General features: G+C 66.7%; 14 protein-coding genes. 7 read left to right on the top strand and 7 right to left on the bottom strand.

Features of this window, described 5'->3' with window-relative positions:
- Positions 1 to 126: 126 nt before the first annotated feature.
- From IU452_RS17880 to IU452_RS17865, 4 genes are read left to right on the top strand one after another with little or no spacing between them, the layout of a single operon-like run.
- On the top strand, positions 127 to 1,389 hold the full coding sequence (locus IU452_RS17880; protein WP_228817985.1) for a cytochrome P450: 1,263 nt from the start codon (positions 127 to 129) through the stop codon (positions 1,387 to 1,389).
- 18 nt (positions 1,390 to 1,407) lie between these two features.
- Complete coding sequence (locus tag IU452_RS17875) at positions 1,408 to 2,673, top strand: LLM class flavin-dependent oxidoreductase (protein WP_195110173.1); 1,266 nt, start codon at positions 1,408 to 1,410, stop codon at positions 2,671 to 2,673.
- Complete coding sequence (locus tag IU452_RS17870) at positions 2,670 to 3,653, top strand: LLM class flavin-dependent oxidoreductase (RefSeq protein ID WP_195110172.1); 984 nt, start codon at positions 2,670 to 2,672, stop codon at positions 3,651 to 3,653. Before IU452_RS17875 ends, IU452_RS17870 begins: the two co-directional genes overlap by 4 nt.
- Before the next feature lie 37 nt (positions 3,654 to 3,690).
- The gene (locus IU452_RS17865; protein ID WP_195110171.1) at positions 3,691 to 4,533 is read left to right on the top strand and encodes an SDR family NAD(P)-dependent oxidoreductase; all 843 of its coding nucleotides are present in this window, start codon (positions 3,691 to 3,693) and stop codon (positions 4,531 to 4,533) included.
- 63 nt (positions 4,534 to 4,596) lie between these two features.
- Here the strand turns inward: IU452_RS17865 and IU452_RS17860 are convergent, their stop codons facing one another.
- From IU452_RS17860 to IU452_RS17850, 3 genes are read right to left on the bottom strand one after another with little or no spacing between them, the layout of a single operon-like run.
- Positions 4,597 to 5,433: a methyltransferase domain-containing protein gene (locus IU452_RS17860; RefSeq protein WP_195110170.1), complete on the bottom strand. Its 837-nt coding sequence runs from the start codon at positions 5,431 to 5,433 to the stop codon at positions 4,597 to 4,599.
- Positions 5,414 to 5,662 (bottom strand): ferredoxin, encoded by a 249-nt coding sequence (locus tag IU452_RS17855; protein ID WP_195110169.1) that lies wholly within the window; start codon positions 5,660 to 5,662, stop codon positions 5,414 to 5,416. Before IU452_RS17855 ends, IU452_RS17860 begins: the two co-directional genes overlap by 20 nt.
- Before the next feature lie 8 nt (positions 5,663 to 5,670).
- Entirely contained in the window at positions 5,671 to 6,888 is a 1,218-nt protein-coding gene (locus IU452_RS17850) for a cytochrome P450 (protein ID WP_228817983.1), read from the bottom strand.
- 187 nt (positions 6,889 to 7,075) lie between these two features.
- Between IU452_RS17850 and IU452_RS17845 the strand changes: the two genes are divergently transcribed.
- Positions 7,076 to 7,873 (top strand): phytanoyl-CoA dioxygenase family protein, encoded by a 798-nt coding sequence (locus IU452_RS17845; RefSeq protein WP_195110168.1) that lies wholly within the window; start codon positions 7,076 to 7,078, stop codon positions 7,871 to 7,873.
- A gap of 34 nt (positions 7,874 to 7,907) precedes the next feature.
- Positions 7,908 to 8,834 (top strand): SDR family NAD(P)-dependent oxidoreductase, encoded by a 927-nt coding sequence (locus tag IU452_RS17840; RefSeq protein ID WP_324192687.1) that lies wholly within the window; start codon positions 7,908 to 7,910, stop codon positions 8,832 to 8,834.
- Positions 8,835 to 8,847: 13 nt separating this feature from the next.
- Here IU452_RS17840 and IU452_RS17835 read toward each other — a convergent pair whose 3' ends face one another.
- Complete coding sequence (locus IU452_RS17835) at positions 8,848 to 9,795, bottom strand: LysR family transcriptional regulator (RefSeq protein ID WP_195110166.1); 948 nt, start codon at positions 9,793 to 9,795, stop codon at positions 8,848 to 8,850.
- Between the two features lie 755 nt (positions 9,796 to 10,550).
- On the opposite strand from IU452_RS17835, the gene IU452_RS17830 reads away from it, so the two are divergent.
- On the top strand, positions 10,551 to 10,919 hold the full coding sequence (locus IU452_RS17830; RefSeq protein ID WP_195110165.1) for a response regulator transcription factor: 369 nt from the start codon (positions 10,551 to 10,553) through the stop codon (positions 10,917 to 10,919).
- A 66-nt stretch (positions 10,920 to 10,985) separates the two neighbouring features.
- Here the strand turns inward: IU452_RS17830 and IU452_RS17825 are convergent, their stop codons facing one another.
- From IU452_RS17825 to IU452_RS17815, 3 genes are read right to left on the bottom strand one after another with little or no spacing between them, the layout of a single operon-like run.
- A complete protein-coding gene (locus tag IU452_RS17825) occupies positions 10,986 to 11,261 on the bottom strand; it encodes an acyl carrier protein (protein ID WP_195110164.1) in 276 nt (91 codons plus the stop codon).
- On the bottom strand, positions 11,258 to 12,766 hold the full coding sequence (locus IU452_RS17820) for an amino acid adenylation domain-containing protein (protein ID WP_195110163.1): 1,509 nt from the start codon (positions 12,764 to 12,766) through the stop codon (positions 11,258 to 11,260). Before IU452_RS17820 ends, IU452_RS17825 begins: the two co-directional genes overlap by 4 nt.
- Positions 12,763 to 13,890 (bottom strand): acyl-CoA dehydrogenase family protein, encoded by a 1,128-nt coding sequence (locus IU452_RS17815; protein WP_195110162.1) that lies wholly within the window; start codon positions 13,888 to 13,890, stop codon positions 12,763 to 12,765. The genes IU452_RS17820 and IU452_RS17815 overlap by 4 nt, the downstream gene beginning before the upstream one ends.
- Positions 13,891 to 13,912: the final 22 nt, after the last annotated feature.

Here is a 13,912-nt window from a genome sequence, read left to right as displayed (position 1 = left end):
GCAGTTGAATTGAACTTTCGTACAGGAACGGCGGAAAATGCACCAAGGTTCAATTCACATGCGGGTTTCGGTGCGGTACGAACGAATTGATGTGCAGCGCACCTTCCACGGGATTCGAGGATGAGAATGTCCGATAAAGTGCCGGAAGTCGACTACGACCACCATTCGGCCGAGTACGCCCGTGATCCATGGGCCGCAAACATTGCACTGAATCGTCATACGCCGGTGGCCTACAGCAGGCATCATGGCGGTTTCTGGCTGGTGACCGGCTACCAGCAGGTGTCGCATGTCGCACACCAGCCGCAGCTGTTCTCCTCGGCGCACGAACTGCCCAACACCCCCGGGCGGCCGCAGGGGACCGTCGTGCCGGCCTCGTCCTTCCGCGGGCTGCCGCTCGAGATCGACCCGCCCGAATTCCTGGAGTGGCGCAAGGCGTTGAATACCTTCTTCTCGCCGCAGGCGGCACGGCGGCTGCGCCCCCGCATCGAGCAGTTCGCCACCTGGTGCGTGGACCAGCACATCGAAAGCGGCGAGATCGATCTCGTCCTGGATCTGGCGAATCCGGTGCCCGCGCTGGTCACGCTCGACCTCGTGGGGCTGCCGATGGACGACTGGCGGCTCTACGCCGACGTCGTGCACGCACTGGTGTACACACCTCCGGGCACACCGGAATTCGCGCGGGTCGAGGCGGGCTTCGCCCAGCTCATCGAGACCGTGGCGGAGTTGATTCCCAAGCGGCGTGCTCAGCCCGGTGACGATCTGCTGAGCTTCCTGACCCAGCTCGAGATCGGCGGGGCCAAGATCTCCGACGAGGACATCATCGCGGTGTGCAACGCCGTCATCCCCGGCGGAGTGGACACCACGACGGCGCTGCTCGCCTCCACCCTGGACTATCTGGATCACAACCGGGAAGCCCGCCGGCGGCTGATCGACTCGCCGGAGCTGATCGCCTCGTCCTGCGACGAGTTCCTGCGGTACTACACCCCCGTCATGGGGGTCGGCCGCACCGCGATGGAGGACACCGAGATCGACGGCTGCCCGGTGGGCAAGGGCGAGCGGATCCTGTTGTCCTGGGCCGCAGCGAACCTGGATGAGAAGGTCTTCCCTCACCCGGACGTCATCGACCTGGATCGCGATGCACGCAAGCAGGCCGCCTTCGGCATCGGGATCCACCGCTGCATCGGACGCCATATCGCCCGAATGGATTTCGAGGTCGTCCTCGCCGAGGTGCTGCGACGCATGCCCGACTACCGGATCAGCGGGGCCGAGAAGTACCCCACCGTCGGGCAGATCAACGGCTTCGTCAGGATGCCCGCTCACTTCACCCCGGGGCCCCGGATCGGCACGACCGCCGCCGACGCCTCCGCGCTGCCGATCCTGTCGGACTGACCCGAGACGAGGAAAACCATGACACAGCAGCACAGAACGCTGCGCCTGGGTGCCTGCATCGATGGCCCCGGCGGCCACATCGCGGCCTGGCGACATCCGCAGACCCCGGCCGACGCGCAACTGGATTTCGCGTTCCATCGGCGCAACGCCCAGACGCTCGAACGTGCGGTGTTCGACTGCATTTTCGTCGCGGATGTCGTCGCGCTGTGGGGCACGGATGTGGAGCACCTGAGCAGGACCGCCCGCAACGAGCACTTCGAGCCGCTCGCCCTGCTGTCGGCCTACGCCGCGACGACCGAGCACATCGGGCTCGTCGCGACCGCCACCACCACCTACAACGAACCCTACGACCTCGCGCGGAAATTCGCGTCCCTCGACCACCTCAGCGGTGGCCGGGCGGGCTGGAACGTGGTGACCTCCGCCGCGCCGTGGGAATCTCGCAACTTCGGGTTCCCGGAGCATATGGAGCACGATCTGCGCTATACCCGCGCGGACGAGTTCGTTTCGGTGGCGAACCGGCTGTGGACATCGGGCGCCGAGCCGATCGAGCACAGCGGCCGTTTCTTCAGCGTGCGCGGTCCGCTCAATGTGGCGCCCCCGCCGCAGGGACGGCCGGTCATCTTCCAGGCCGGCGCGTCCCCGGTCGGCCGCGCGTTCGCGGCCCGGCACGGCGAGGTGCTCTTCACCCGGCACACCCAGCTGTCCGACGCCCAGGAGTTCTACGCCGACATGAAGTCACGCGCCGCCGCGAACGGCCGTGCCCCCGACACGATCCAGATCTGGCCCGGATTGCAGCCCATCGTCGCCGGCACCGAGGCCGAGGCGAAGGATCGGCTGCGGCAGCTGCAGGAGCTGATGCCGGACATCGTCGCGCTGCGCGCGCTCCAGGCCCAGCTGGGTGATATCGACCTGACCGAGTATCCGCTGGACGGACCGGTACCGGACCTGCCGGTCACGAACAACTCGCGCAGCACCGCCCAGCGCTGGATCGCCCTCGCCCGCAGGGAGAATCTGACGCTGCGCCAGCTGTCGCTGCGGACGGCGGGAGACATCGTCGCGGGCACCCCCGAACAGCTCGCCGACCATATGGAGACAATGTTCACGCAGGGCGCCGCGGACGGATTCCTCGTCGACTTCCCCTGTCTTCCGGGGTCATTGGACGACTTCGTCGAGCACGTCGTGCCGGAGCTGCGCCGACGGGGGCTGCTGCGCACGTCCTATGTCGACGGCACACTGCGGGACAATCTCGGCCTCGCCGAGTCGGCTCTGGCAGGTGCGCGATGACCATCGTGCTCTTCGCGCAGTTGACCACCGCGGGTGGCGGCGGTGGCAACGGCCGTGCCACCTTCGCCCACGTCTGCGAGTGGGCCCGTGCCGCGCACCGCGCCGGAATCGACGCCCTGCTGTTCGACGACCGCCAAAGCCTCCAACCGGAGGGGGCCGGGGCTTTCGAGGCCGGAACCCTCACGGCCGCACTGGCCGCCGCGACCGACGGCCTCGGCCTGGTGCCGTCGATCTCGGCCGAGCATCTCGCGCCGTACCACGTGGCCCGGCTGCTCGCGACGATCGACTACCTCAGCGGCGGCCGCGCCGGGTGGGAGATGAGGACCCCCGGCGACGGCGGCGAAACCGCCAACTACCGCGCGGACGGCATGGCGGCGATCGATCGACAGCTCGCCCGCGCCGAGGAATTCGCGCAGGTCGTCGGCGGGCTGTGGGACAGCTTCGATGACGACGCGTTCCTGCGCGACCGCGAATCCGGCGTCTACTTCCTGCCGGAGCGGCTGCACACGCTCGATCACAAGGGCGAACACTTCGAGGTGGCGGGACCGCTGAACATCGCCCGCCCGCCGCAGGGACATCCGGTCTCGGTGCGTCGCGTCGACAGCGCCGAGGCCGCCGCGCTCGCGGGCCGGGTCGCCGATGTCGCCATCGTGCCGATCGATCGGGCCGACGAGGTGCGCGAGATCGGGGACGCGGTGACCGAAGCGGCGCTGCAAGCCGGCCGGCGACGCGGCGACGTCCTGATCCTGTTGGAGCGGTCGGCAGCCACACCCGTCGAACACCTGCTCCGACTGGCCGGTACCGGCGTGGTCAATGGCTTCAGTCTGCTTGCCTCGCAGCACGATTCCGCCGAAAAGGCGTACGCCGACGTATTGGAGACCGCCACCGCCGTGCGCAGCCGGTCGGCAGCGGCGTCGGGCGGAACACTACGGGCACGGCTGGGACTTCGCCGCCCGATCAGCAGATGGACCGCGGCATGATCCCCGCTCGACCACACCAGACAGGAGCGAATCACACATGAGCGCATACCCGAACCTGCACGGAAAGGTCGCCGTGGTCACCGGTGGCGCCTCCGGCATCGGCAAGGGCACCGCCCGGCGACTCATCGCCGAGGGGATGCAGGTGATCATCGCCGATATCGAGCCCGATGCCCTGGAGAAGACCGCGGCCGAGATCGGTGCGGTCGGCATCCGGACCGACGTCAGCGATGTGGACAGCGTGCGGGCACTCGCCCGGGCGGCGACCGATCGATTCGGCACCGTGCACGTCGTTTTCAACAATGCCGGTGTCGGGCCGATCGGGCGGATCGCCGACCTCACGATCGAGGACTGGCAGTGGATGCTCGGCGTGAATCTCTTCGGCGTCATCCACGGCGTGCAGACCTTCCTGCCGATCCTGAAGGCCAACGAGGACGGCGGCCATATCGTCAACACCGCATCGATCTTCGGCTTGTTCTCTCAGCCGCCGCTGGCGGCCTACGCGGTCAGCAAGTACGGGGTGGTGGCGCTCACGGAGGCATTGGCAGGCGAGCTGGAACAGGATGGCTCGAAGGTGGGAGCGACCGTATTGTGTTCGGCCACAGTGCGAACCAATGTCGCAACGAGCACCCGCAACCGGCCGGAGCGTTACGCGGGCGGTGGACTGACCGACTTCACGATGACCGAGGAGGAGTATCGGTCCCAGCGGTGGCTGGAGCCCGAGGAGGTCGGGGCGATCGTCGTCGATGCCATCAAGAGTGGTGACCTGTACGCCGTCACCCACGCGGAGTGGTACGCCCCGATCGAGCAGCGTCACCGGGACATCGCCGCCGCCTTCGATCGGGCTGCCGCTCATGCCCCGAAGGTCGATTCTGCGAAATAAGAGATAGACGAGAGGGGCGCGGCTTCCAGGGAAGCCGCGCCCCTCTCGTCTATTCGTCGGCCGTCAGCGGCGCGTGGCGGTGATGAACAGATAACCGTTCTCCGGCGTGGCGGCCGCGCGGCGCATGAAATCGGTGAACGCGTCGATCTCCTGCTCGGTGGCATGCGCCAGGAATTCGGCACGCTTCTTTTCGACGGTGTCGGCGAGCACGATCCCGGTGCGATTGACCTTGTCGGTGATATCGGTGATCTCGACGTCGACGAAACCGTTCGCGGCCAAGTGCTCCCGGTACTCCTCGGCGGTGCCGAGCGAGCCGATCTTGTAGGTGGTGCGGATGTGGTCGAGCACCACCTTCCCCTCGGGGCTGACCGGTCCGCGCTCGACGACATCGGCGATCGCCAGTCGTCCGCCGGGGCGCAGCACGCGGGCGGCCTCGGCCAGCACCCGGCCGCGGTCGGGCATGTGCAGCATCGACTCCAGCGCCCAGGCGAGATCGAAGGAGGCGTCGGGGAACGGCATATCCATCGCATCGGCCAACCGGAATTCGGCGCGCTCGGCCAGACCGAGTTCGGCGACCCGAGCCTGGGCCTGTTCGGCCTGCAGCCGGCTGATGGTGATGCCGACGACGGACACGTCCTTGGTGAGTGCCAGGCGCAGCGTCGGATTGCCGTTGCCGCAACCGATGTCGAGCATGCGCTGACCGGGCTGCGCGTGCAGGCCCGAAATCATCAGGTCGGTGAGCCGATCCGTGGCGGCCTCGATGGGGCCGTCCGCGTCGGACTCGCTGTCCCAGTAGCCGTAGTGCAGATTGGCCCCCCACAGCTCATCGATCTTGCCGGCCAGACTGAACTTGTCGGTTCCGTCATAGAAGCTGGCCACATCATCCGTGCTGACTGTCATCAGTCTCTTCCCGTTCGGTTGCGGATTTCTCTTGGGGGTCTTCTCGAAGTGCGATGGCGGCATTGGGGCAGAGCCGGACGACCTTTCGCACGGTGTCGGCCAGTGCCGGATCGGGTTCGGGATCGAGGACGACGACCCGCCCGTCCTCGCCGGAGTCGAAGAGGTCCGGGGCCGTGCGAAGGCAGTGACCGACGCCGATGCAGCGGTCCCGGTCCGCGGAGATGCGCATGCGGTCTCCTACCAGGTGACGGGGAACTCGTCCAGGCCGAAGATCGCGGCGTCGTATTTGAACGACAGGTCCTCGACCTCCGCATTCAGCCGGAGCGTGGGAACGCGCCGGAACAGCGTCTCGTAGGAGCTCTCCAGCCAGGCGCGGGCCAGATTCTGGCCGATGCATTGATGGACGCCGTATCCGAAAGCCAGGTGATTGCCGGCGCTGCGGTGGATGTCGAACTCACCGGCCCGGGCGAAGGCCCGCTCGTCGTGATTGGCCGAGGCGCACAGCGCGAAGACCGCGTCGCCCGCCCGAATGACCTGATCGCCGACCTCGATGTCGCCGAGGGCGATTCGGGCGAAGGTCGGCCCGTCCGCGACCGAGTGGTACCGCAGCAACTCGTCCACCGCACCGGGCCACAGCGCCGGGTCGGCCCGCAGCTCGGCGAGCTGTTCGGGGTGCCGCAGCAGGGTGAGGGTGCCGAGCATGATCATGTTCGACGTCGTCTCGTGTGCGGCGATCAGCAACTGCAGGACCATGCCGACGGCCGCGTTGTGGGTGATCTCGCCGGTCAGGACCCGCTGGGTGACCAGTCGGCCGATGAGGTTGTCGCCGGGGTCGCGCTCGGCCCGGGTGATCACGTCATCGGTATAGGCCCGCAGCTCCGCGACCGGGGCCAGCATGTCCTCGGATGCCTCGATCTTGCGGGTCCGCACCCGGGACTGGAAGAACCTGTGGTCCTCGTAGGGGATGCCGAGGAGCTGGCAGATGCCCAGCGATGCGACCGGCAGGGCGAACGCCTCGGCGAGATCGGCCGGGGGACCGGCGGCGAGCATGGTGTCGAGCAGCTCATCGATCATGGCCTGAATGCCCGCACGCAGCGCCTTGATGCGCTTGAAGCTGAACTCCGGGATCAGCATTCGCCGATAGATGTCGTGCTCGGGTGAATCCATGTTGAAGAACTCGCCCTCGAACAACTGATAGCGTTCGGCATCCGGGGCCGAGGTCAGCTCGGGAAAGCCCGGGCGGGTGATGTCGGTACTGATCTGCGGGTGCGCCAGTACCCGCTGCACCTCGTCGTATCGGGTCACCACCCACGCCTGCTGTCCGCTGGGCAGCATGACGCGGGCGAGCGGTCCCTGCTCGCGGAGCTCGGCGTATTCCGCTGCCGGAGCGAACGGACATTGACGTCGCATCGGAAAGTTGCGGACCGCGGCCTGATTTTCGTCGAGCGTCGTCATTGTGCTGACTCTTGTAACTCTGCAACGGATGTCGACATGGTCGCAGTCTTGCTCAGGTCGGCGGCGAATTAGAAGTGAACCTTCGTACATTAAACCTTGGTGCGATGCACGAAGGTTCACTTTACGTCGGGACTCGGGCGCGTTTAGAAATAGTTCGTTCATGCCCAGGAATGACGGGAGAATCGACGTGACCGAAACGAGTAATCAGACGCGATCGGACGTCGTTGACCAGCGATTTGTTACGCAGTTCAGAGAGGACGGTTTCACGCACATCCCGAATGTGCTCACCCCGGAGGAGGTAGCGCACTACCGGGAGGCGGCGCTGGAGGCCATCGAGCGCGAGGGCATGGTGGCCGGCATGGGCATGAAGGTCGGCCGGACCGCGGTTCGGACCACCAAGGACGCCTTCCGCAACAACGAGGTGCTGCGCGGCCTCGCTCGTCACCCCAGGATCGGCGCGATCGCCGAGCAACTGTCCGGTATTTCGTTGCGGGTATGGGGCGGTGAGACTCTCGTCAAGTCTCCCGGCGACGAGCTGCCCACCATGTGGCACGACGATCTGACGCTCGCACCGCTGGACGGCCGGCTGCTGCTGAACGCGTGGATCGCGCTGGTGGATGTTCCGGTCGAGCGCGGGTGCATGACCTTCATCCCCGGCTCGCATCGGCGGCCGGAACCGTTCCGTGCCCCGCTGTCGGCGGCGCAGCAGAACCCGGATTCCTATCTGTTCGACACCTATCCGCAGCTCGCTTGGGAGCGACGGGTCACCGTTCCGCTGCGCGCCGGCGACGCCACGTTCCATCAGTGGCGGACCGGGCACACCGCCGGCGGCAACTTCTCGCAGGCCGACCGCGTCGCCTTCATCACCACCTACACCGATGCGGAAGCGACCTATCGCCCGCATCCGGGTCACCAGTGGGCGGATCTGGAGACCGGCCAGCTGCCGCCCGATGACATCTATCCGCGGGTCGCCGACTTCGTGTGAGAACACCACAGTTCGTATTCGACGAGGGAGAGCAGTGAAGCACGCGGTCGTAACAGGGGCGACCAACGGGATCGGTGAGGCCATCGCACGTCGCCTCGCCGGACCCGGTCGCACGGTAACACTGGTGGGCCGCAGCGATTCTCGGCTTCGGGAGGCCCGGGAGCGGATCGCGGCGGCCGTCCCGGGCGCCGATCTCGTTCTGGAACGGGCCGATCTCGCGGAGCTGGACCAGGTACGCGGCCTCGCCGAGAGGTTGTCGGCCGGGCCGCCGCCGGATGTCGTCGTCAGCAACGCCGCCGTGGTGGCTCCCGTGGATCGAATGACCTCCGCGGGGTTGCCGCGGATGTTGACCATCAACTATCTGGCGCCGTATCTGCTGTTGCGAACCCTGTCCACGACGGTGCAGCACTCCCGGTTGATCATCATCGCCTCCGATCCGGTTCTGCTGGCGCACGAGCCGGTCGACCTGGACGACATCACGAACTCCGACCCGAAGCGCCTGGGCGAGCACACCGGCCTGTGGCCGTACTACGGATACGCACGCAGCAAGAACATGAACACGATGTTCGCCTACGCCCTCGCCCGGCGCCTGGCGGGGACGGATGTCACCGTCAATGTCTGTCACCCCGGCACGATCGCCGGCACGGGGCTCGGCGGGGAGGCGCCCGGGCTCGGCCCGGTCATCGTGCAGGCTCACCGCGACGGGATCCTGCCCCAGCCCGGCCCCCAGCCGGGCGTCGGGCAGTGGGAGCACGGCCGGTCCGATCCCACACAGTTGCCCGGTCCCGACGTCGGCGCGCTGACCCCGGTATGGCTGGCCACCGCGCCCGACGTGGCGGGTGTCTCCGGCCGCTTCTTCGTCGGGCGCGCCCCTGTCGAAACCGCGCCCCACACCACCGATCCCGAACGCTGCGAACGACTGTGGCACCAGACCGCCGCACTGGTCGGCCTCGCTCCGTGAAACATCATGTCACTCAGGCGGATCGGGCCCACAGGCCGCCGCGGATCTCGGCCGGCGGAAGCCAATGACGTTCGGGGTCGATCGGGCGGAAGTCGGCGGCGATGTAGCCGATGAGGCGAGGCAGGGCGCGGTGCCGGTTGCGTCGGTGCCACAGCATTGAGTGCGGATAGCCGGGTGTCGGATCGACGAGGGGAATCCGGCAGATGTCGGGATGCCAAGGGACGCGCAGTCGCTCGCCGGAGAACATGTACTTCTCGCGTGATGCGGCGATCTCGTCGAGCATGTGATCCAGGCCGAAGTTCGGTCCCTCGGTATCGATGGTGAGCCCGAAGGCCTGGGCGAGATCGTCGTAGAATTGCGCCCATTCGCTGCCCGGTTCGTTGCCGGGCATCCGGGCGATCGAACTCTCGAGATCGGCGAGCCGGACCCGCCGCTGGTCGGCGAGCGGGTGCTTGCGGCCGACCAGAATGTGCAGGGGTTCGAGATACGCCGGCATGTGTTCGATGGCGGGGTCGAGTGCGCCGACCACTCGCGCGAAGGCGACGTCGATCGTGCCGTTGACGAGAGCCGATCGTCCGCTTCGCAATCCGCTGGACGTCACGATATCGATCTCCACGTCGGGGTGGGTCTCGTGGAACGTCCTGATCAGTTCGGTGGCCGCGAGGCGCGTGCCGAGCACGTCCACCCGCAACGGCCGGTTACTTCCCCGCAACGACGCGGTGGCCTGATCGGCGAGCGCGATGAGGGCTCGGGCATGGGGGAGGAAGGCCGCCCCGTCCTCGGTGAGGGCGCTTCCCTGCCGAGAGCGGTGGAACAGTGCCGTGCCCAGCGCGGCTTCCAGCTTCGCGATGCGCTTGGAGACCGCCTGCTGAGTCAGCCCCAGCTGGTCCGCCGCCTCGCCGAAGTGCTGGTGGTCGGCGATGACGACGAATGCACGGACCGCACCCAGGTCCAGTTCCACCCCTGCTCCTCTCACAACAGTCGGATGTCGGCCGGGCGTGCCGGTTGTTGGACAGAGGTCTGCCCTATCGAGTCAAATGTTTTCAACCGGGACGACAGTACAAGAAGGGGCGTCCAGCGCTGGAACCCAGCCCCGCAGATCCGGTCCCGTCGAGGAGGCGAGAATTTTACATTCAGATGTGAATGGATTTTCACCGCGATCACCGTCCGCCCTCTCACCGCGCCGCATCGGCCGGAAGCCGTGCCTCGAGCTGCTCAGCTGCGCGTGTGCTCGAGAGCCGTTGGCGGATAACGACTTCACAGTGATGGCCCGCCGCAGCGGTGTGGTGGGTGATTCCAACCCCCATATAGCACAACGCCTTCGGCGCGTGGGTGCCGAACCGGCCGGGCGACAGAGTGTGATCGCTGGTGTGGCAGTGGGCGTATCGTCGAACGGATGGCATCGCGCACCGAACTGGAAGTCGTCATCCTTTCCCGGTTCCGGTTGGAACAAAATTTCAGGTACGGTATCATCCCGATAGGTAGGATGAGTGTTGTTCGATCGCCTGGAAAAGGGGGATACGCGAGTCGGAGTTAGCTGAGGGCGTCCAATTGTAGTTTCCTGCGGACACTTGATCTTCCGCTACCTTCGAGTGCATGGTATTGCCTGTGTAGGAGCCACTGTCGCCGCAGGAGAAATGATCGCGCGTTTCTCTGGAATTGCGCGGAAGTCGGACGGGTATTGTGAACCCGCGGCAGCCACGGGAAGAAAGTTTGATGTCTGAAGAGCTTGGGCATGGAAAGCTGGATCGGCAAGATTGCTTGACCGAGATTACTCCTCCGACATGGCAGAACGAGACGGCGCGCGCAGCATTGCTGTCGTCTCGGGAGATTCAAGTGTTCTGGCTGCTTGGGAATGGGCGATCGAACCGAGCCATTGCCGGTCAGTTACAGATCACTGAACGCACGGTGAAGGCGCATGTAGCGCGAATCATGGCAAAGCTCGGTGTCGAATCACGGCTGCAGGCCGGCCTGGTCTCGTACGCCTATCAGCTTGCGCAACACGGCCGTAACGTGAGCAACACGATGGGACGCCGCTGCGGGTGTGCCTACATACCGAATCATCTGGAATCGGCGATCTGCTGAACGCGATCCGTCTCGGTGCGGTGGTGCTCATCCGACGGATGACCACCACCGCACCGAGACGGAATCTCACGCCGACTGGTCACGGCCCGTCGCGGTGGTGTCGAGGATCAGGGCGGCAATGCAGTTCGCGTTGCGGAAATTCCGCACGTTGACGCTGGACTGGTCGACAGGACAGTCGAACTCCGAGCGGATGAAGCTGATCAGCTCCGCCGTGTTGACCGAGTTGAGGATTCCCCAGTCGAGTAGCGGGGTTTCGCCGTCCAGCTTGCTGGCCGGGTCGTCATCGAGAAACCGTTCCCGGATGAAAGCCAATAGTTGTTCGGTCAGTTCGGCCTGTGTCATGGTGTGCTCCTTGTGCTTTCGGCAGGGATCGGTGATGGGTGCTTGCGTTCGGGCGCCGTCGCGAGCAGAGCGGCACGGTCGGTCTTCCCGGTCCGGGTTCTCGGCAGCGATGACACGAAGTGCACCTCGTCCGGGATCATGTAGCGCGGCAGTCTTTCGGCGCTGTGCCGCTTGATCTCCAACACGCTGAGCCGGTGCCCCGGCCGCGCCACCACGAAGAGGACGAGACGGGCATCGATACCCGTTCCGCGCACGGCCGCAACGGCTTCGGCCACGGCGGGATGCGCGACCAGTGAGGCCTCCACCTCGCCGAGCTCGACGCGGTGGCCGCGGACCTTGATCAGATGATCCCGGCGCCCGAGGTAGTCGAAGGTTCGGTCGTCGAGAACCCGCACCATGTCTCCGGTGCGGTAGACCCCGCGCTGCGGGTCCTGTCCCCAGTAACCCAACATCACCGTCGGGCCCGCGACGACCAGCTCGCCCTCCTCGCCCGGCCCGGCCACCACCCCGTCGGGCCGCTCGGCCCAGACCTTGTTGCCACAGGTGGCCTGTCCGATGGGGACCGGCCGGTCGCGCAGCAGGTCGGCGTCGGTCACCTCGTGAGCGGTACACACATTGGTCTCGGTCGGCCCGAACAGGTTCAGCAGCCGCGCACCGGTCCATGCCCGCAGGTCGCGTACGTGTCCGATGGGAAACGGCTCGCCCGCGAACAGTACGGCGCGCAGTGCCGCCGGGGCCGGGGCATCGAGCAGCCCTCCGTCTCGCATCATCAGGATCAGGACCGACGGGACCGAGTACCAGACCGTGATCTGCTGGTCGCGCAGGAACTCGGCGAGTTGAACCGGGGCATAGGCGAGTTCGGCCGGGATCGGATGGACCGAGGCCCCGACCGCGAAGGCCGCGTAGAGGTCGAGTACCGACAGGTCGAAGGTCAGCGGCGCATGGTTGGCGAACCTGTCGCCCGGTCCGGCGTCCAGCATGGTGACGGCCCAATCCACGAAGGCACGGGCATTTCCGTGACTGATACAGACGCCCTTGGGCGTCCCCGTCGAGCCCGACGTGTACAGGATGTAGGCCGGATCGGCGGGGTCGACGTCGACGACTTCGCCGATCGCGTCGTCGGGCGCGGGCGGCGGGGCCGACGGATCGAGCCATGCCGTGCCCGCAGGGAGATCTGCGACGGGTGGACGTGTGGAACACACCGCCGCCGCGCCGCAGTCGCCGACGAGCGCGGCCACCCGGCTCGGCGGAGTGGAACCGTCGACGGGCACGTAAGCCGCGCCGAGGCGCAGGACCGCCTGCATCGCGGCAATCGTATTGGGGGACTTGTCGTCCCAGACGATGACCCGGTCACCTCGACCGACTCCCCGCTGAGTCAGCGCGCGGGCCAGTCCGGTCGCGATCCGGTCGAGTTCAGCGTAGGTCATTTCACCCAGCGGGCCCGCGACGGCCACTCGATCCGGATACCGCGCGGCCGTGTCGAGGAGTAGTTCGTGCAGACTCACAGGCCCATCTCCCGCGCGATGATGTCCCGCTGGATCTCGGTGGTGCCCGAGAACAGCCGCGTCGGCACCGAGTCCCGCAGGTATCGTTCGACCCCGCCCTCGACCAGATAGCCCTCCGATCCGAAGATCTGAACGGCGTCGAGGCTGTTGGCAACGGCCGCTTCGGACACGGTGACCTTCGACAGCGCGGCAGCGGCGGCTTGCTCGCTGTGGTCTCGATCGATCAGCCAGCAGGCGCGGTACACAAGCAGTCGGGCACTCTCGAGGCGCTGCTTCATCGTGGCGATGCGGTGCGAGACGGCCTGGAACCTGGCGATGGGACGGCCGAACTGCCGTCGTCGGCGCGCGTGCGCGACGCAGCGGTCCAACTGGTCGTCCATCATGCCGATGTAGCCGGCGAACAGGCAGGCACGCTCCCAGGTCATGGCGTGGGCGAAGATCGCCGAACCCTGCCCTTCGGCACCGAGCAGGTAGTCCTCGGGCACGAGGCAGTCGTGGAATCCCACCCGTCCCGCCAGGCAGCCCTCCAGCCCCATTTTGGTGAAGGGCTCACCGAGGTGGACGCCGGGCAGCTCGGACGGGACGGCGAATGCCGAGTTACCGAGGAACCCGCCGTCGGGAGCGGTGGACGCATACGTCACCAGCACACCGGCGGTGGGACCGTTGCTGACGAACGATTTCTCCCCGTCGATCACATATCCCGTGTCGCTGCGGCGTGCGGTCACCGCGAGCCGACTGGTATCGGAACCCGCATCGTCTTCGGTGATGGCGTTGGCGGCCGTCAGATCGCCGGAGGCCAGGCTCGGCAACAGCTCGCGACGCAGGCGCTCGGAGCCGAAATCCCGGACGGCTACGGCGCCGGCGAGCAGGTGGGCGGAGACCGCGAAGACGAGCCCGGTGTCGGGGCACCCGCGCCCGAATGCCTCCAGGCACAGTGCCGTGTCGAGCGCGCCGAAACCGCTGCCACCATACTCGGCCGGGATGCACAAGCCGGTGAATCCGAGGGCCGCGGCGGTTTTCCACTTGTCCGCGGCGGATGCGCCGCTGTCCGCCAGCCGATTCCGTGTCTCATCGAGCAACTCCTCGTATCGCTCGAGCTGCGCGGCAGTCAGTGCAAAATCCATCTATTTCCTCGCAAACGAGATA

It is taken from the genome of Nocardia transvalensis (assembly GCF_015477765.1).
Classification (GTDB): domain Bacteria; phylum Actinomycetota; class Actinomycetes; order Mycobacteriales; family Mycobacteriaceae; genus Nocardia; species Nocardia transvalensis_A.
This window is presented reverse-complemented; position numbering and strand designations above follow the sequence as displayed.